At 69.2% G+C, this 17,791-nt stretch carries 17 protein-coding genes and 1 riboswitch; of the genes, 10 read left to right on the forward strand and 7 right to left on the reverse strand.

Going from position 1 to position 17,791, the window contains the following annotated elements:
* Positions 1-42: 42 nt before the first annotated feature.
* The 5 genes from ACM14_RS02075 to ACM14_RS02095 all read right to left on the reverse strand — a co-directional run bounded on the left by ACM14_RS02075 (position 43) and on the right by ACM14_RS02095 (position 5,554).
* The gene (locus ACM14_RS02075) at positions 43-942 is read right to left on the reverse strand and encodes an NAD(P)/FAD-dependent oxidoreductase (protein ID WP_065345113.1); all 900 of its coding nucleotides are present in this window, start codon (positions 940-942) and stop codon (positions 43-45) included.
* Positions 929-1,414: an Rrf2 family transcriptional regulator gene (locus tag ACM14_RS02080; protein ID WP_063325713.1), complete on the reverse strand. Its 486-nt coding sequence runs from the start codon at positions 1,412-1,414 to the stop codon at positions 929-931. Before ACM14_RS02080 ends, ACM14_RS02075 begins: the two co-directional genes overlap by 14 nt.
* Before the next feature lie 66 nt (positions 1,415-1,480).
* Positions 1,481-2,473 carry a tripartite tricarboxylate transporter substrate-binding protein gene (locus tag ACM14_RS02085; protein WP_034395494.1) on the reverse strand — a complete coding sequence of 331 codons (993 nt, stop codon included), beginning with the start codon at positions 2,471-2,473 and terminating at the stop codon, positions 1,481-1,483.
* Between the two features lie 49 nt (positions 2,474-2,522).
* Complete coding sequence (locus ACM14_RS02090) at positions 2,523-3,671, reverse strand: porin (RefSeq protein WP_065345114.1); 1,149 nt, start codon at positions 3,669-3,671, stop codon at positions 2,523-2,525.
* Positions 3,672-3,844: 173 nt separating this feature from the next.
* Entirely contained in the window at positions 3,845-5,554 is a 1,710-nt protein-coding gene (locus ACM14_RS02095) for a tannase/feruloyl esterase family alpha/beta hydrolase (RefSeq protein ID WP_065345115.1), read from the reverse strand.
* 195 nt (positions 5,555-5,749) lie between these two features.
* On the opposite strand from ACM14_RS02095, the gene ACM14_RS02100 reads away from it, so the two are divergent.
* A complete protein-coding gene (locus tag ACM14_RS02100) occupies positions 5,750-6,637 on the forward strand; it encodes a 4-hydroxyphenyl-beta-ketoacyl-CoA hydrolase (protein WP_013801753.1) in 888 nt (295 codons plus the stop codon).
* A gap of 6 nt (positions 6,638-6,643) precedes the next feature.
* Here the strand turns inward: ACM14_RS02100 and ACM14_RS02105 are convergent, their stop codons facing one another.
* The gene (locus ACM14_RS02105; protein ID WP_013801754.1) at positions 6,644-7,144 is read right to left on the reverse strand and encodes a MarR family winged helix-turn-helix transcriptional regulator; all 501 of its coding nucleotides are present in this window, start codon (positions 7,142-7,144) and stop codon (positions 6,644-6,646) included.
* 81 nt (positions 7,145-7,225) lie between these two features.
* Positions 7,226-7,522: a zf-TFIIB domain-containing protein gene (locus tag ACM14_RS02110; protein WP_065345116.1), complete on the reverse strand. Its 297-nt coding sequence runs from the start codon at positions 7,520-7,522 to the stop codon at positions 7,226-7,228.
* A 357-nt stretch (positions 7,523-7,879) separates the two neighbouring features.
* On the opposite strand from ACM14_RS02110, the gene ACM14_RS02115 reads away from it, so the two are divergent.
* The 9 genes from ACM14_RS02115 to ACM14_RS02155 all read left to right on the forward strand — a co-directional run bounded on the left by ACM14_RS02115 (position 7,880) and on the right by ACM14_RS02155 (position 17,674).
* The gene (locus ACM14_RS02115) at positions 7,880-9,709 is read left to right on the forward strand and encodes a CocE/NonD family hydrolase (RefSeq protein WP_065345117.1); all 1,830 of its coding nucleotides are present in this window, start codon (positions 7,880-7,882) and stop codon (positions 9,707-9,709) included.
* Between the two features lie 51 nt (positions 9,710-9,760).
* Complete coding sequence (locus tag ACM14_RS02120; protein ID WP_063325956.1) at positions 9,761-10,387, forward strand: TetR/AcrR family transcriptional regulator; 627 nt, start codon at positions 9,761-9,763, stop codon at positions 10,385-10,387.
* Positions 10,384-11,433, forward strand: coding sequence for a DUF418 domain-containing protein (locus tag ACM14_RS02125; protein ID WP_065345118.1), 1,050 nt, complete (start codon positions 10,384-10,386; stop codon positions 11,431-11,433). Before ACM14_RS02120 ends, ACM14_RS02125 begins: the two co-directional genes overlap by 4 nt.
* Positions 11,434-11,492: 59 nt before the next feature.
* A riboswitch (TPP riboswitch) is annotated at positions 11,493-11,584 on the forward strand.
* Positions 11,585-11,651: 67 nt separating this feature from the next.
* Complete coding sequence (locus tag ACM14_RS02130) at positions 11,652-12,770, forward strand: long-chain fatty acid--CoA ligase (RefSeq protein ID WP_065345119.1); 1,119 nt, start codon at positions 11,652-11,654, stop codon at positions 12,768-12,770.
* Positions 12,767-14,254, forward strand: coding sequence for an acyl-CoA reductase (locus ACM14_RS02135; protein WP_065345120.1), 1,488 nt, complete (start codon positions 12,767-12,769; stop codon positions 14,252-14,254). The genes ACM14_RS02130 and ACM14_RS02135 overlap by 4 nt, the downstream gene beginning before the upstream one ends.
* Before the next feature lie 35 nt (positions 14,255-14,289).
* On the forward strand, positions 14,290-15,066 hold the full coding sequence (locus ACM14_RS02140) for an ABC transporter ATP-binding protein (protein ID WP_065345125.1): 777 nt from the start codon (positions 14,290-14,292) through the stop codon (positions 15,064-15,066).
* Positions 15,063-15,824, forward strand: a complete 762-nt coding sequence (locus ACM14_RS02145; RefSeq protein WP_016450562.1) for an ABC transporter permease — start codon at positions 15,063-15,065, stop codon at positions 15,822-15,824. Before ACM14_RS02140 ends, ACM14_RS02145 begins: the two co-directional genes overlap by 4 nt.
* A gap of 37 nt (positions 15,825-15,861) precedes the next feature.
* The gene (locus ACM14_RS02150) at positions 15,862-16,875 is read left to right on the forward strand and encodes an ABC transporter substrate-binding protein (RefSeq protein WP_034395520.1); all 1,014 of its coding nucleotides are present in this window, start codon (positions 15,862-15,864) and stop codon (positions 16,873-16,875) included.
* A gap of 1 nt (position 16,876) precedes the next feature.
* Positions 16,877-17,674 (forward strand): SDR family oxidoreductase, encoded by a 798-nt coding sequence (locus ACM14_RS02155; RefSeq protein WP_065345121.1) that lies wholly within the window; start codon positions 16,877-16,879, stop codon positions 17,672-17,674.
* The last annotated feature ends 117 nt before the right edge of the window (positions 17,675-17,791 follow it).

A 17,791-nucleotide genomic window follows, 5' to 3' on the forward strand; every position in this document is an offset into this window, starting at 1 on the left:
CAGTTGATCTGCGTCCATGCACGGGCCCAAGGCCCGCCGCCATCACCACCCCATCATCGACCGGTGCGCGCCAATGCCCGCCATGGCGCCATCGCTCACCGCCATGGCCACGTTGCCGGCCGCGCGGGCCGCGTCGCCACAGGCGAACACGTTGGGGACGCTGGTGGCCTGGCCTTCCGCGACCTTGATGAAGGTGCCCATGGGGCCTTCTTCCAGGGCGCAGCCCAACTGCTCGGCCACGGGGCTGGCGATGCGGGTGCGCGGCTGGGTGAACAGGCCGTCCATCACCAGGCGGCGGCCGTCCTGCAGCACCACGTCGGCCCGGCCTTCCAGGCGGGCGATGGGCGTGGTCTCCACCTGGGTGCCCCGGCGCGCAAGGGTGGAAAGTTCTTCGGCGCCGGGCGTGTAGGCACCGTTGAGCAGCAGCGTGGTCTGGCCCCAGTCGGGCAGCATGACGGCGTGATGGTGGGCCAGGGCCGAGCTGGCGATGATGCCGATGCGCCCTGCATTCATCTCGTAGCCGTGGCAGTACGGGCAGTGAAAGATGCTGCGGCCCCAGCGCTCGGCCAGTCCCGGCACGGGCGGCAGGCTGTCATGCACGCCCGGCGCCAGGACGAGGCGGGCAGCGCTGATGGCCGTGCCCGCTGCACGGAACTCCAGCCGGCCATCGGTCGCCACGCGGGCGTCTTCGGCCGTGCCGTCCAGCCACTGCACGGTGGGATAGGCCATCAGCTGCTGCCGGGCCTGGGCGGCGATCTGGGCGGGGGCCACGCCATCCTGGGTGAGAAAGCCGTGCGATGTCTCGCCGGCCTGGTCCACGAAGCGGTTGCGCCGCAGTCCGGCATCGACCACCAGCACCTGGCGGCGCGCACGCGCCAGTTGCAGCGCGGCGGACAGGCCTGCATAGCTGCCGCCGATGACGGCGAAATCAACGTGTTTCATGCGAGTGCTCCTGCAGTTGGTGCCAACCCTGGCCGCCTGCTGCGCGATGGCGGGCCAGGCGGGCGTGGAAGTCATGGGACAGGGCAGCCAGCGTCACCGTGCCCAGGCGTGCAAGCAGGGCGGCCTCGGCCTGCTGCACCGCGTTGCTCAGGGCTTCGTTCACGGCCTGGGCGACCAGGCATTCGGGCCGGTCCTCCCTGAAGCCCAGCGCCACCAGGCCGGGCGCGCCCAGGGCCTCATGCACGTCGCGCAGCGTGGTGCGGTCCAGTTCGCAAGAAAGCACCCAGCCGCCGCCGTGGCCCTTGGCGGAGGTGACAAGGCCTGCATCGCGCAGGCCCGACATCAACCGGCGCAGCACGACCGGGTTGGTCTGCAGCGCGGCGGCGAGCATGTCGGAGGTGGCAGGTCCATCGCCCTCGGCCATGTGCAGCAGCACATGGAGGACGTCCGAGAATTGGCTGTTCTGTTTCATGCAACATTATTTGTTGCATGAGTGTGGCCTTGTCCCGTGAAGGGGAATGGGCCTGCCGCCGACTGATCAGGACTCGCCCGTGAACCCGATCTGCTTGACCAGCGAACTCCAGCGCTCGAACTCGGCCTGCTGGTCGGCCGCCATTTCCTGCTGCGTGCTGCCGCGCGCCAGCAGGCCCAGGGCGGCCAGCCCGTCGATCACGGCCTTGTCCTTGAGCGCGGCCGTGATGGCCGCGTTGGCGTTGGCAATGGTGGTGGCCGGGGTCTTGGCGGGAGCGTAGAAGCCGAACCATTCCTCCACCGTGACATCGGGGAAGCCCAGTTCGGTGAAGGTGGGCACGTCGGGCAGGAAGGGCGAGCGCTGCTTGCCCGAGGTGGCCAGCACGCGCAGGCGGCCCGCCTTCAAATACTGCAGGTAGTCCCCGCTGGGGTTCATGGTGGCCGCGACCTGCCCGCCCACCAGGTCGGTGATGCTGGGCACGGTGCCGCGATAGGGCGCGTGCTTGAGTTCCACCCCCGAGCGCAGGCTCAGCAGCGCGCCCAGCAGGTGCGGCATGGAGCCCGCGCCCGGCGAGCCGAAGTTGGCCCGGTCGGGGTGGGCCTTGGCCCAGGCTAGGAAGTCCTTGAGGGTCTTGACCTCGGCCGGCACGGCAGGCCCCACGGCCAGGCCGTGGTAGATGACGGCGCCGATGGAGACGGGGATCGCATCCTCGGGCTTGTAGGTCAGCTTGGGGTAGATGTGCGGGTAGACCGAGAAGGCCGACACGGGCGCCAGCGCCAGCACCGAGCCGTTGGGCGGGGCGTTCTTCAGGGCCTCCACCGCGATGCGGCCACCGGCGCCGGGCTTGTTTTCCACAAAGCCCGGCCCTTTGCTGTAGGGCGTGCCGCCCAGCCGCTCGGCCACGCGGCGGGCCACGCTGTCGCCCGAGCTGCCTGCCGGAAAGCCGTACATGATCTTGACCTGGTCCAGTGCCTGGGCCAGGGCCTGCAGTGGCGACAGCGACCCCAGGGCGGCGGCGCTGCCCAGGGCCTGGACGAAATGACGGCGATGCATCTGCATGGATGTCTCCTGGTGAAATCGAAAAAAGGAAAAGCTGGAAAGAACAGGCTCAGAACATGTGGCGGATGCCGACGTTGATGCCGGTCTGCGAGCGGCCCGGCGCGGTGTTGCTGCCCGGGGCGCCGCCGCTGACCGAGACGGTGGCCAGGCGGTCGTTGCGGATGTGGCCGAGCTGGGTGTAGACCGCCGTGCGCTTGGACAGGTTGTAGATGGCGCGTGCCACCAGCAGGTCGGAGTCGTAGCCCGACACGCCGCGGTAGCGCAGCGTCAGCCACTGGGTTTCGAGCACCAGCGCCTCGGTGACCGGGTACGAGGCGCCCACGTACCAGAGGTTGCTGCGCGGCTTGACGGCGTCGCCATCGTTGTCGCGGCGCAGCAGGCCGCCGCCGACCTTCACGCCGGCCAGCTTGAAGTAGCCGCCCAGGTGCAGCCGCTCGTCATGCTTGGCGCTGGAGGTCATGCCGCCGAACACCGGGTCGGTGGACGAGGCCGGCGTGCGGCCGTTTTGCTGTTCGTAGCCCAGCGCCACGCCCCAGACGGGCGTGTCGTACTTGGCATACAGCGACCACTGGCGGCAGGCCTGCGTGTCCGATCCGCTCTCGCCCGGGCAGTTGGTGCCTGCCGGGCTGGGGCCTGCGTTGACGGCATCGCGCCCGAAGCTGTAGCCCGCGCCCAGCGCCAGGCCGCCGAAGTTGCCGCGCCAGGCCAGCATGTTGTCGGCGCGCGAGTTGGGAATGTAGGCGTCCAGCGAGCCCATGGCGAAGACGGCCGGGCCGATGATGTCCGAATCGAGCAGCGACCAGAACAGCATGGAGTTCTGGCGGCCCATGGTCAGGCTGCCCCAGTTGCCGCCCAGTCCCACCCAGCTTTGGCGCCCAAAGCCGCGCCCGCCCTGGTTGAAGGTGCCCTGGTCGGGCGCAAAGCCCGACTCCAGCGTGTAGATGGCCTTGAGGCCGCCGCCCAGGTCCTCGCTGCCGCGCAGGCCCCAGCGCGAGGGCACCAGGCTGGTGGTCGATGGCATGCGGCTGAGGCCACCGCCCGCCGCCACGTTGTTCAGGTGCTCCACGCCCACATCGACGATGCCGTAGAGCGTGACGCTGGAGGTGCCTTGCGCGAAGGCGCCGAAACTGGTGCTGGAGCCGGCCAGGGCCAGCACGGCGGCGGCCGCTAGGGTCAGCGGGGAAGGGGTTTTTTGCATGGTGATGTCTCCTCTGGTTTGAAAAATCGTTGCCGTCTTGGCGTGGGTGTCCGCGCGCCTTTTTTTCAGGCGCAGCGTTGCCCGGCCCCGCCGGGGGCGGGACTGCGGACAAGGGGGTGGATGAGGGCGGAAGGGGGCGGACCGTTCAGGCGCCGCCCGCCTTCAGTGCACGGTCAGCGGCAGCTGAAGCTGGCAGCGCTTTCCATGTCGCCGCTGCCGTTGTAGTGAGCGGCCAGCGGATGGGGGCACAGCGGCCGGGTGCGCGTTGGCGACCAGGTGGCGGGCAGGTCGGCGTTGGCGCCGCCCGCATTGCCTGCGCCGCGCGCACTGGCGATCACGCGGTCTGGGGCCTGGCCTTTCTCCACCCAGGCCACGAGGGAACTGAGCATGTCGAACTGCTCGGTGGCCGGGCCGCCGCTGCAGTGGTTCATGCCGGGCACCAGGTACAGGCGGGCGAAGTCGGCTGCATCGCCATGGTTGCGGCGCAGCGTGTCGTACCACTGCACGGTGTCGTCGCTGGAGAAGATGGGATCGGCCGTGCCGTGGTAGACCATGAGCTTGGCGCCCCGGTTGCGCAGCACGGGCAGCTTGCCGTAGTCGGGCGGGAGCATGAAGGACAGCGCGCTTTCGGTGTACAGCGCCGTCGTGGCCTGGACCTTGGCCAGCATGCTGTCCACGCTGCCTGTCAGCGCGAACTGCGGGCCGTTGAAGCTGGCCGGGCTCTCCGGTGGCGCCTGCCAGACCAGGCCCACGGCGCCGGTGTCCAGGTTCAGCGAGTTGGAGAATTTCCAGCCGGCCCAGCCGGCCGTATCCAGCCCTGCGTCATACGGGAAGCTGCTGTAGATGCGGCTGCCGCCGCTGGTGGTGGCGCCCTTGAACAGGCCGGCAATGGTGCTCTTTTGCTCGGCGCTGAGGCAGCTGCCGTCGCGCGCACCGCCGCAGGTGGGCACGTCGCGCGCCAGGTCGAAGCTCGCCTGGCAGGCTGCGCCGGCCTGCACCATGCCGTCGGTGGCGCCGTCCAGTGCATCGCACCGGGCCAGCACGGCCTGGCTGACCAGGCGGCGCTCTGCCTGGGTGAAGCCCGTGCCCAGGTCGGTGGGCGTGGTGGCCAGCTTCGCATAGCCCTGGGCGCCGGCAATGTTGGCAATGGCCGCCAGCGGCAGGCGCGTGCCGGGGTTGCCGGCAATGATGCCGTCGTACTGGTCGGCATAGCGCGAGGCGGCCACCATGGCGTGGCGCCCGCCGTTGGAGCAGCCGCCCAGGTAGGAGCGGTCCGGGCCCTTGCCATAGGCCGTCTGCAGCGCGCTGCGCGCCATGGGCGTGAGCTTGCCCACGGCCTGGTAGCCGTAGTCCAGCCGCGCCTGCGGGTCCAGGCCGAAGAAGGGGCCCAGGCTGCCTGCATGCCCCGCATCGGAGCTGAGCACGGCAAAGCCCATCTGCAGCGCATTGCCCAGCGGCCCGCCGCCCAGTGCGCCCACGGCCGTGCTCACGCTGCCGTCCAGGCCGCCGTTGGCCTGGTAGAAAAAGCGCCCGTTCCAGTCGCGCGGCAGGCGCATCTCGAAGCCCACGGCGTAGTTCTGGCCATCGACGGTGCTGACGCGCTCGTGCATGCGGCCGGTCACGCGGCAGTGCTCGGCAATGGGCTTGCCTGCCACCGTCAGCGTGCCGGCGGCCACGGTCTCGGCGGCGGTGATGCGGGTGTTGGGGAAGGATATTTTCGCGGCCAGGTCCGTGCACGACAGCAGCGTGGCGGGGCGGGCCTCGGCCAGCTGCGCGATGCCGTCGCTCGAGCCGCCGCAGGCCGACAGCAGCAGGGCGGGAAGGGCGGCGGCCAGCGTGGCCGGCAAGGCGCGGGAACGGGTCTTGTGGATCTTTCTGTCCATGTCTGTCTCCTCGGAAGGTGGTGTGAAGCCTCAGCGCGAAACCGGTGCGTGGCAGCCGTTGCCCGCATCCGCATCGCTTTCTGATGGCCGCGATTTTGGTTATATTTAATAACCAATTCAAGCGGCCTTTGCGAATTTCTTATTGGGACTTCCCCTTGATGCCGGGGCAGGCAGCAGGCCGCACAGGAGACAGACATGGACCACGAAAAACTCATTGCTATCGACATCCACACGCATGCCGAGGTGAGCTGTTGGAACCCGTTCGACAACTACGGCGAGGAGTACGACCGCGCCGCCGACAAGTACTTCGGCAACGGCAGGCGCCCGACCATCGCCGAGACCGTGGCCTATTACCGCGAGCGCAACCTGGGCCTGGTGATGTTCACGGTGGACAGCGAGTCGCAGCTGGGCCGGCGCCGCATTCCCAACGAGGAGATCGCCGAGGCTGCGCGGGCCAACAGCGACATGATGGTGGCCTTCGCCAGCATCGATCCGCACAAGGGCCGCATGGGTGCGCGCGAGGCGCGGCGGCTGATCGAGGAAGAGGGCGTCAGGGGCTTCAAGTTCCACCCCACGGTGCAGGGCTTCCATCCCTACGACCGCATGGCCTGGCCGATCTACGAGGTGGTGGCCGAGTACCAACTGCCGGCCATCTTCCACACGGGCCACAGCGGCATAGGCAGCGGCATGCGCTGCGGCGGCGGCCTGCGCCTGGCCTACAGCAATCCCATGCACCTGGACGACGTGGCCATCGACTTTCCCGATATGCAGATCGTGATGGCCCACCCCAGCTTTCCCTGGCAGGACGAGGCCCTGTCCGTGGCCCTGCACAAGCCCAATGTCTGGATCGATCTGTCGGGCTGGAGCCCCAAGTACTTTCCCCGGCAGCTGGTGCAGTACGCCAACACCCTGCTCAAGGACCGCGTGCTCTTCGGCAGCGACTATCCGCTGATCACGCCCGAGCGCTGGATGAAGGATTTCCAGGAAGCCGGCTTCAAGCCCGAGGTGATGCCCGGCATCCTCAAGGGCAACGCGGTGCGGCTGCTGGGGCTGGAGCAGCCGGCAGCGGAGAAGGCGGACTGAGCGCGCTCAGTTGTAGATCTTCTGCAGCAGCTGGATCAGCGTCCTGCGCTCGGCGTCGGTCAGGCGGTAGGTGGCATCCATTTCCAATTCCGCCGCCGTTCTTTCCGCCCGGGCCGTGAGCTCGGCGCCCGCCGGCGTCAGGTGCACGCCCACGGCGCGGCGGTCGGTGGGGTGGGTGCGCCGCTCGATCAGCTTGCGGCGCTCCAGCGCTGCGATCAGGCCCACCAGGTTGGGCGGCATCACATCCAGCGCCGCGCACAGCTGGCGCGAGGTGATGCCGGGGTTGTGGGACACCAGGGAGAGCACGGAGAACTCCACCATCTTGAGATCGTGGGTGGCCATGCGCTCCACGAACACTTCGATGATGGACAGCGAGGCACGCCGGGCGTTGTAGCCCACGAGGGTGTGCAGGAAGGAGGCGTCGATGGACGGCCCCGGCGCTGCAGTGCTGGACGGGGCCGTGTTCTCTGCGGCAGGAGCGGGCTTGGGTGTGCGGGCGCGGGGCATGGGGACAAGGAACTGAAAGCCGAATCATAGTGGGGTGCGGCTGCCATGTCCCGATGCCGGCGCAGCGGACTTGCCCTGGTGCTAGAAGTCGAAAAGATCGGAGAGAAAGCCCTCGCGCTTCTTGCGGCGGTAACCATCGTGGCTGGAGTGCTCGCGCCGGTCATGGGATCCGTCAGGGCCCGCGCGCCGTTCCTGCGGGCGTTCATAGGCTGCTGGCGAGGCGGGCACGGAGGGTGCCTGGGCGGCGGAGCGCTCGATGAGCTTGTCCAGCTCTCCGCGGTCCAGCCAGACTCCGCGGCATTGGGGGCAGTAGTCGATCTCTATGTTCTGGCGCTCGGAGATGATGAGCGTGGCATCTCGGCAGGCGGGACATTGCATGACAGTTTCACCTTTGCCTGTTCAGGCAGTGGCTCCATCGGCAACGATGGAGTGTGGGCCGGGCTGTTATGCGTTGAGGTCTCCAGCGAAGGCCGTTCGACTGCGGGGGCGATGGATAGTTCCGTCGCTCCAAGCGCCATCACCATCTCGTGCCAGTCCATGCCGCCGTGGCCTGGGGCCGAAGGCCGTGGCGACTGGCCGCGTTTGCCTTCAGCCTGTCTTCAGGCGCGCTTCAGCGCCCCTTCATCCCCCCTTTAGCCCCCTTCAGCTTACGCGTGCGCCATGCGCCCGGACGGTCCTACATTGCGGCCTGCCCCCTTGCGGGCATGTCTGCATCAGCAACCAGGAGGACCATCCATGATGACTTTTCGCCATTCCCGCGCGTGGCTCGGCGCGGCCGGCATCGCCACCCTTGCCCTGGGCCTCGCGGCCTGCGGCGGGGGCTCTTCGGGCAGCACCAACCCCGGGCCGCGCATCTGGGGCTACATCCAGCTGCCTGACGGCAACAAGATGCGCTATTCGGTGGTCTTTCCCAAGGGGCCGGGGCCGTTTCCCGTGCTGATGGAGTACGACGGCTACGGATCGGGCTCGGTCACGGAACAGACCACCCAGGAATGGACCAAGGAAGGCTATGCCGTGATGGGCCTGAACGTGCCCGGCACGGGCTGCTCCACCGGCGAGAACCAGTGGGCGGACGCCTCCGTGGGCGCGGCCGGGGCGCATGCGGTGGAGTGGGCGGCGCGCCAGGCGTGGTCCACGGGCAAGGTGGGTATGGTGGGCTATTCGTACTCGGGCTACGACCAGCTGTGGGTGGCGGCCCAGCGTCCGCCCAGCCTCAAGGCGATCGCGCCGGGCAAGAACGTGGCCGATCCCTACCGCGACGTGGCCTATCCGGGCGGCATCCAGAACATCGGCTTTCCCGCCAACTGGTGGCGGCAGTTCCCCGCGATATGGCGCAAGGCCGCCGACGATGCCAGGGCGCTGGATGGCGATACCGGATGCGCCCAGGTCGTGGAGGACAACATCCGCAAGATCCAGCGCCCTGACCTGGACATGGCGCGCTGGCTGGACGAGGACCGCTTCTTCGGCGCCCGCTACGCGCTCAAGAGCGCCATGAACTCCACGCACCGCATCGACATCCCCACGCTGGGCACCCAGTCCTGGCAGGACGAGCAGGTGGGCACCCGCATGGGCTACTACGAGGACAGCATCGCCCCGGACAAGATGTGGCTGATCAGCTCCAACGGCGACCACCACACCGACAACGCCCCCTTTCTGCGCGAGACCATGAAGCGCTTTTACGCGCGCTTTCTCAAGGGCGAGAGCAACGGCTTCGAGCACACGCCGCGCGTGCTGCTGGCGCAGGAAATGCAGTGGATGAACGGTGGGGGCGACTATGGGCAGCTGCGTCCCTCGGCCGTGGCCAGCTTTGACCGGCTGCCCGTGCGCGTCACGCCCATGACGCTGTGGCTGCAGCCGGGCGGCGGGCTGGGCGATGCGCCGCCGCAGGCCGAGCGCCAGTCGGCCAGCTACCGCTACCCGCTGCCGGGCGCCGAGGCCAACCATCCCGACGCGGACACCGAGTCCGGCGCGGGCCAATGGACGGCCAGTCCCGCCGGGCAGGGCCTGCTGCGCTTCACCACGGCCCCGCTGCCGCGCGCGCTGAGCTTTTATGGCGAGGCCTCGCTGGACCTGTGGCTCAGCGCCACGGCCGGTGACACCGATGTTCAGGTCACCGTCTCGGAGGTGCGTCCCGACGGCCAGGAGATGTTCGTGCAGCGTGGCTGGCTGCGTGCTTCCATGCGTGCGCTGGACGGCCAGCGCTCCACCGCCTTGCGGCCCTGGGGTGATTTCACCGAGGCCGCCGTGCGCCCGCTGCGCCCCGACGAGCCCACGCTGATGCGCGTGGAAATCCAGAAATTCGCCCATGTGTTCCGCGCGGGCTCCAGCCTGCGCGTGACCCTGGACACGCCTTCGCAGACCGGGTACTGGGCCTTCGACCATCTGTCCACGCCTTCGACCAACACCGTCTGGCTGGACCGCAGCCGGCCCTCGAAGATCGTGCTGGGCCACATCGCCTATGCCCATGAGCGGCAGCTGCCGGACTGCCGGCGCATGCTGCGCCAGCCCTGCAGGCCCAACGAGGAGGCCGTTCCTTCGGGCGTGGGCCCCCTGCCGCCGCTGTGATTTCATGCCCCGGTGTTGACTATGAATGAACGTTCGTTCATCATTCGAGGCATGAAAAAGAAAGAAGACATCAGCGAGCGCCGGGCTGTCATCGTGGAGGCCGCCCTGCAGTGCTTCGTGGAGCGCGGCTTTCACTGCACCAGCATGCGCGACATCGCGCAGGCTGCCTCGGTGAGCCTGGGCAATCTGTACAACCACTTCGACAGCAAGCAGGCCTTGATTGCCGAGGTCGCCACGCAGGAGCAGACCGAGCTGCTGCCCTTGCTGCAGGCGCTGGAGCGGGCCGCAGCCCCTTCGCTGCCTGTGGTGGCGCAATTCCTGGCCGCCTACCAGGCGCTGTGCCGCCAGCGGGAATGGGCCGTGCTCAGCGCCGAATGCCTGTCCGAGATCGCGCGTTCGCCCGGGCTGGCGCCGGCCTTCGAGGCCAACCGCAGGCGCATGCTCGACGGCCTGGCAGGCTTCATGGAGCGCGGGGCGCAGCAGGGCCTCTTGCGGCCCGCCGTGCCCGTGCGCCTGGCCGCGCAACTGCTGCTGGACGCCGTGGAAAGCGATGCGCTGCGCTTTGCGCTGGCGGTGACGCCGCAAGAAGACGCGGGGGCGGATGAAGGGGTCGATGTGCTGCATCCCGCCTTGCTGGCCTGCCTTCTTGGAGGCGAGGCACGGGGGGACGCGACATGAGGCACGCCACCGGCAGGGGCGCCCGCCTGGCGGGGCTGGACTTGGCGCGCTACCTGGCGCTGGCAGGCATGGTGTTCGTCAACTTCAAGCAGGCCATGCATCCCGCGCTGCAGGAGCCTGGCTGGCTGCTGTCGTTCTTCCATTTTCTGGAGGGCAAGGCCTCGGCCACCTTCGTGGTGCTGGCGGGACTGGGCCTGGTGCTGGCCACGCGCTCGCTGGAGCCGGCCACGGCGCGCCTCTGGACGCTGCGCCGCGCGCTGTTCCTGCTGGTGGCCGGTGGCATGAACCTGCTGATCTTTCCGGCCGACATCATTCACTACTACGCGATCTACTTCGTGCTGGCCATCGCCTGGCTGCAGGCCGGCGCAAGGGCGCTGCTGGCCGGCATGGCGGCAGTGGCCGTGCTGTCCACCACGGCCTTGCTGCAGCTGGACTACAGCCAGGGCTGGGACTGGGCGAGCCTGTCCTACCAGGGCCTGTGGGAGCCGGCCGGCTTTGCGCGCAACCTGCTGTTCAACGGCTTCCATCCGGTGCTGCCCTGGTTTGCGTTCTTCCTCTGCGGCATGCTGCTGGCGCGCCTGCCGCTGGCCGAGCCGCGCGTGCAATGGGGCCTGGTGGCTGCGGGCGGCTTGATGGTGGGCGCGGCCTGCGCCGTCTCGGTACTTGCGGCACAGAGTGAATGGGCTGCCTGGCTGGCCACCGGCCCCATGCCGCCCGGCCCAGCCTACCTGCTGATGGGCCTGGGCTGCGCCAGCATTGCCATAGGCGCCTGCCTGCGGCTGGCCGACCGCTGGCCCGCTGGACCGTGGCGCGGCCTGCTGCCGGCCGGGCGCATGACGCTGACCCTGTACCTGGCACACATCCTCATCGGCATGGGCCTGCTGGAGGCCATGGGCGCGCTGGACGGATCACGCAGCCTGCGCGAAGTGGCCGTGGCCGCCGCGCTTTACGTGATCATCGCCAGCCTGGCCGCCTGGGCCTGGAGCAAGAAGGTGGCGCAGGGGCCCGTGGAGTGGGTGATGCGGCGGCTGACGGCCGTGGGCTGATACGGCCCGCAGCAGGATTGTCCCGGTCCTGCACCCTTGGCGACCCTGCTGTAAGATAGCCCTCCGCTCCGGGGTGCACGCCAGTGCTGAGATCCACACCCGAGAACTTGAACCGGGTCATTCCGGCGGAAGAAGAGCTTGCACCCCTGCGTGGCCGCCCATGCGCCACGGCCGGGGGAGCCTTCGGAGCACCACGTCCCAGCTCTCGAAGGAATTCCATGGACAAGGCCCGGCCCCAGGCGGCTTCTCTGGTCGCAGACCTGCTTGCATTCATCGCCATGGACGGCTGCACCGACGAGCAGTTCGACGCACTGGCGCTGCGGCTGTTCGCCTACCAATACGAATCGAATGCGCCGTTTCGCAGCTTCTGCCAGCGGCGCGGTGCCACGCTGCGCAATGTGAAGACCTGGAGCGACATTCCCGCCGTGCCCATTGACGCGTTCAAGGCCATGGAGCTGCGCAGCGAGCCGGCCTCGCCCTCGGAGCGCGTGTTCATGACCAGCGGCACCACGGGCCAGGCCAAGGGACTGTCTTCGCGCGGGCGCCACTTCCATCCCGCGCTCGATGTCTACGATGCGTCGATGACGCGCAACTTCGCGCAGCGCTTCATGGCCGGGCACGAGCGCCTGCCCATGGGCATCCTCTTTCCCGACGAGCAGGCCATGCCCAACTCTTCGCTGGCCCACTACCTGGCGCTGGCCAAGACGGAATTCGGCACTCCCGACAGCCGCTACTTCCTCACCCCCGACGGCCTGGACATGCCCGGCCTGTGCGCCGTGCTGGAGGAATCCGAGCGCAGCGGCCGCCCCTATGCGCTGCTGGGCGCCAGCTTCAGCCTGGTGCATGTGATGGACGCACTGCGCGAGCAGGGCCGCAGCTTCCGTCTGCCGCCGGGCAGCCGCATTCTGGACACGGGCGGCTACAAGGGCCAGTCGCGCGAGCTGCCGCTGGAGGATTTCTACGCCGACCTGTCCCGGCTGCTGGGCGTGCCGCGCAGCCACTGCATCAACATGTACGGCATGACCGAGTTGAGCACGCAGTTCTATGACGATGGCAATGCCACGCTGCCCTCGGTCAAGTCGGGGCCGCACTGGATACGCTCGCGCCTGGTCGAGCCCGTCACCGGCCGCAGCGTGGCGCCCGGCGAGCGCGGCATTCTCGTGCACTGCGACCTGGCCAACTACAACGCGGTCACCACCATCCTCACCGAGGACGTGGGCCTGTGGGCCGGCCATGGCGAGAACAGCGGTTTCCTGTTGCTGGGGCGTGCCGAGGGCGCAGCGGCCAAGGGCTGCTCGCTGGCGGTCGATGAATTCGTGAAGGCCGCTGCTGCATGAACATCGAGCGGATCACGGCCGGCTACCTGCCCGAACTGCCTGGTTTGCGCGAGGACGAGGTGCAGTGGCATGTGCTGCCCTTCGAACGCGGCGGCGTGCGGCTGGAAGTCTCCGTGCCCCTGCTGACCGGCCCGCAGATGCATGCGCTGGCAGCCCATGTGCGCCGAGCCGCCGACCGCCACCTCAGGGCCATGCCCGTGGCCGAGATCATCGACGCCATCGACCGCGCCATCGCCCGCCTGCTGGACCGCAGCGATCCCTATCGGCGCCAGGCCGAGACCTGGCTGCCCGTGGTCAGCGGCTATGACGCCGACATGGTGCGCCTGGGGCTGACGGGCTTCTTCAAGACCTTTCGCGCCGCGCAGCTGCGGCGCTTCGTGGCCGAGGACTTTGCCAACCCGGCCGTGCTGGACGGCTTCCAGCCCGCGCCCAAGGGCGGCGCGGTGCGTGCCTTCGGGCCTGACCTGCTGATGCACAGCTGGGCCGGCAATGTGCCTGCGCTGTCGCTGTGGAGCCTGGTCTGCGGCCTGCTGGTCAAGGCGCCCGCCATTGGCAAGCTGGCCAGCGCCGAGCCGCTGTTCGCGGGCTGGTTCGCACGGCTGCTGGCCGAGGTGCATCCGCCGCTGGCCGATTGCCTGGCCGTGGTGTGGTGGAGTGGTGCGGGGGGTGTGGATGGCGCCGATGGCGTGGATGGCGGTGGAGCCGCCGCGCTCCACGCCGAGGCCGACACCGTGCTCGCCTACGGCGGCAACCAGACGCTGCAGGCACTGCGCCAGCGCCTGCCCGTGACCACGCGCTTTCTGCCGCACGGCCACAAGCTGGGCTTTGGCATGGTGGGCGCTGCCGCGCTGGACACGCTCAAGGCGCCCGCCGTGGCGCGGCTGGCGGCCTGGGACGTGATGCGCTACGACCAGCAGGGCTGCTACTCGCCCCATGTCTTCTACGTGGAGCGCGGCGCCCCCGTCTCTGCGCGTGCCTTTGCCGACTATCTGGCGGCCGAGCTGGCCAACCTGCAGCGGCGCTTTGCGCGCCGGCCGTTGGAGCTGGAGGAGGGCGCCGCCGTGGCCCGCTGGCAACAGTCCGTGGAATGGTCGGGCGACGCGCAGCAACTGCTGGGCCCCGTTGACGCACCCTGGAGCGTGGCGTACAGCGACAGCCTGCAGCCGCTGGCGCCCACGGCCCTGTACCGCACGATTGCCGTGGTGGGTGTGGACCGCCTGGATGACGCCGTGCCCGTGGTGGCCGCGCAGCGTGACTACCTGCAGACGGCCGGCATTGCCGCCTCGCCCGAGCAGCTGTACCGGCTGGCGGGCCTGCTGGGCGCGGCCGGCGTCACACGCATCAGCGCCATCGGCTCCATGAGCATGCCCGAGGCCGGCTGGCACCATGACGGCCGCTTCAACCTGCTGGACCTGGTGCGCATGACCGAGATCGAGCAATCTGCCGAGGCGGCGGCGCAGCCGTTCGCCCCGTATGCGGATTGACATCCATGCACACCGGCACGACGGGCATGACGGGCATGACGGTCATCACAGACGGGACTGACGGCATGGCGTTTCTCGATATCGAACAGGTGGTGTTCACCTACCCGGGCCGCCCGCCCGTGGTGGACGGCGTGGACTGGCGCGTGCAGGCCGGTGAGATCCACTGCCTGCTGGGCCGCAGCGGCTGCGGCAAGACCACCTTGCTCAAGCTGGCGGCGGGGCTGCTCAGGCCGCAGTCGGGCCGCATTCTGCTGCGTGGCGCGGAGCTGGCCGAGCCAGGCCCGCAGCTGGGCTTCATGTTCCAGGCACCCACGCTGCTGGAGTGGCATACGGCGCTGGGCAATGTGCTGCTGCCCGTGTCGCTGCAAAGGCGCCCCGCGCCGCAGGACGAGCAACGCGCCCTGGCGCTGCTGGAGCAGCTGGGCCTGGCCAGCCACGCGCAGCGCCATCCGCGCCATCTCTCGGGCGGGCAGCAAAGCCGCGTGGCGCTGGCACGGGCGCTGGTCCTCGATCCGCCGCTGCTACTGCTGGACGAGCCCTTTGCCGCGCTGGACGCCATCACGCGCGCCGAGCTGCAGGACGACCTGCTGCGCACCTGCCGCGAGCGCGGCACCACGGTGCTCTTCGTCACCCACGACATCAACGAGGCCGCCTACCTGGGCGACCGCATCGCCCTCATGCACGGCGGGCGCATCGTGGCCGATATGGCGGTCGATCTGCCCGCGCCGCGCACCCAGGCCATGCGCCACGGGCCGGCGTTCAACGAGCACTGCGCCCGCGTGCGCGCAGCCATGGACAGGACGGCGGCATGACGGTGTCCTTGTTCCATGCCCGCCTGCTGGCCGCCGCGCTGGCGCTGGTCCTGCTGGGCCTGTGGGAGCTGCTGGTGCGGCAATGGGGCCTGTCCGCCCTGGTGCTGCCGGCGCCCTCGGCCATTGCGGCATCGCTGTGGACGGGGCTGGCCACGGGCTATTTCTGGCCGCACATCTGGGCGACGCTCCAGGCCCTGCTGCTGGGGCTGGCGGCCGGCAGCGCGATCGGCTTGCTGGCGGGCATGGCCCTGGCTGAATCCGAGCTGCTCGAGCGTGTGCTCAAGCCCTATGTGGTGGTCAGCCAGGTCGTGCCCAAGCTGGCGCTGGCGCCGCTGTTCGTGCTGTGGTTCGGCTTCGGCATGCTGCCCACGGTGCTGATCACGGCGCTGATTTGCTTTTTCCCGCTGATGGAAAACACCCTGACCGGCCTGCGCCAGGTCGATGCCCAGCGGCTGCAGCTGTTTCGCATGCTGGGCGCCACGCGGCTGCAGACGCTGCTGCGCCTGAAGCTGCCCACGGGCCTGCCCGCCATTCTTGCGGGCCTGCGCGTGGCCGTGGTGCTGGCCCTGGTCGGCGCCGTGGTGGCCGAATTCATGGGCGCCAGCCGCGGCCTGGGCGCCGTGGTCATTGCCGCCCAGGGAATGATGGACACCACCCTCATGTTTGCGGCCCTGGTACTGATCGCCGCCATGGGCCTGCTGCTGTACCAGGCCTGCCTGGTGCTGGAGCGCCGGCTGCTGCGCTCGCGCGCCGCCTGACCCCCTGAACACTTCCGAAACCTTTTCCCCAAGCGCCATGCACACACCGCAATCCCCCTTCCTCACCCGCCGCAGCCTGCTGGGCGCCACCGCTGGCCTGGCAGGCTTGGCTCTGGCCGGCACCTCGGCAGCCGCCGCGCCCGCCCAGGGCAAGATCCGCCTGGCCGGCTGGAGCAAGCCCATCAGCGAGATCACCAACATCCTGGCCGAGCCCGACAAGGGCTTCTTCAAGGCCCAGGGCGTGGAGCTGGCCTACCTGCCCGGCGCGGGCGGCGGCGACGCCATCCGCAACATGCTCAGCGGCCAGGCCGATGTGGCCTTCACCGACCCCGGCTCCTTCTTCATGGCGCTGGACAAGGGCGAGAAGCTGGTCGCCATCTACGACATCTACCCGCAGAACGTGTTCAACGTGGTCTCGCTCAAGTCGGCCGGCATCCGCAAGCCGGCGGACCTCAAGGGCAAGAAGATCGGCGTCTACAGCCTGTCCAGCGGCACGCGCCAGAACCTGCTGGTGATGCTGCACCAGGCCGGCCTCAAGGAATCGGACGTGACCATCGTCGTCACCGGCCTGCTCAACTTCGCGCCGCTGATGCAGGGGCAGGTCGATGCCACGGCCGCCACCGACACCGGCCTGGCCGTGGGCCTGCGCAAAGGCATTGGCGAGGTCGATGTGATGCAGGTGCGCGACCACCTCAACATCTCCAGCGACATGTTCGTGGTGCGCGAGGACACGCTGCGCGACAAGAAGGACCTGCTGCGCGCCTTCCTCAAGGGCTACCGCGACAGCGCCGCCTGGATGATGGCCAACCCCGAGGAAGCCGCCACGCTGGCCGGCAAGCACGCCATCGACGGCACCCAGCGCGATATCAACCTGGACGTGATCCGCCTGCGCAATGCGTCTTCGCAGCCGCTGCAGGCCGGCAAGCCGCTGGGCAGTTTCGACCTGGCCGCCCTGCAAAAGGGCGCCGACGCCTACCGCGCGCTGGGCATGGTGCAAAGGCAGATCAAGGTGTCCGACGTGGTGGACACCAGCCTGCTGCCCGGGGCCTGAGATGGCACAGCCGTCTTCCCTGGGCCTGCAAGGCAAGGTGGTGCTGGTCACCGGCGCTGGCCGCGGCATAGGCGCGGCCATTGCCATCGCCTTTGCGCGCGAGGGTGCCACCGTGGTGGTCAACCACCTGTCCAACGACGAAGCCGCCGCCCGCACCGTGGCGGCCTGCCAGGCGGCGGGCAAGCAGGCCGGAGGCGATGCCTGGGCCATCAAGGCCGATGTGGGCTCGCAACCCGCCGTCCAGGCAATGACCGAGGCCATTGCGCGCGAGGCCGGCGCCATCGACATCGTGGTCAACAACGCCTTCAAACCCTACGCCTTCGACCCCGAGCGCCGCCGCCGCTTCGACGACCTGCAATGGAGCGACTACCAGGCCCAGTACGACGGTGCCGTGGGCGCGGCCTTCAACGTCTGCCGCGCGGTGCTGCCGCAGATGCGCCAGCGCGCGCGGGGCAGCATCGTCAACATCGCCAGCAACCTGGTGGAGCACCCCGTCGTGCCCTACCACGACTACACCACGGCCAAGGCCTCGCTGGTGGCCTTCAGCCGCAACCTGGCCAGCGAGCTGGGGCCCGTGGGCATACGCGTCAACTGCGTGGCGCCGGGCCTGGTCTATCCCACGCAGGGCACGCAGGACACGCGCGAGTCCTTCCGAGAATCGCTGATGGCCGCCACGCCGCTGCGCCGCCTGGCAAGCCCCGAAGACGTGGCGGGGCCGGTGCTGTTCCTGGCATCGGAACTGAGCGGCTTCATGACGGGACAGGTACTGTTCGTCGATGGCGGCCTGGTGATGCGCTGAGCCTGTTCTAGAACTGCTCCCACTCCTCCGCCATCTCGGCCGCCGTGGCGCGGCGGGGTGCCGTGGTCCTGGCGGGCAGCGCCACAGGCGCGCTGGAGGCCGCCGCCGCTGCCGCAC

This window comes from Delftia sp. JD2, assembly GCF_001682645.1.
Classification (GTDB): Bacteria; Pseudomonadota; Gammaproteobacteria; order Burkholderiales; family Burkholderiaceae_C; genus Comamonas; species Comamonas acidovorans.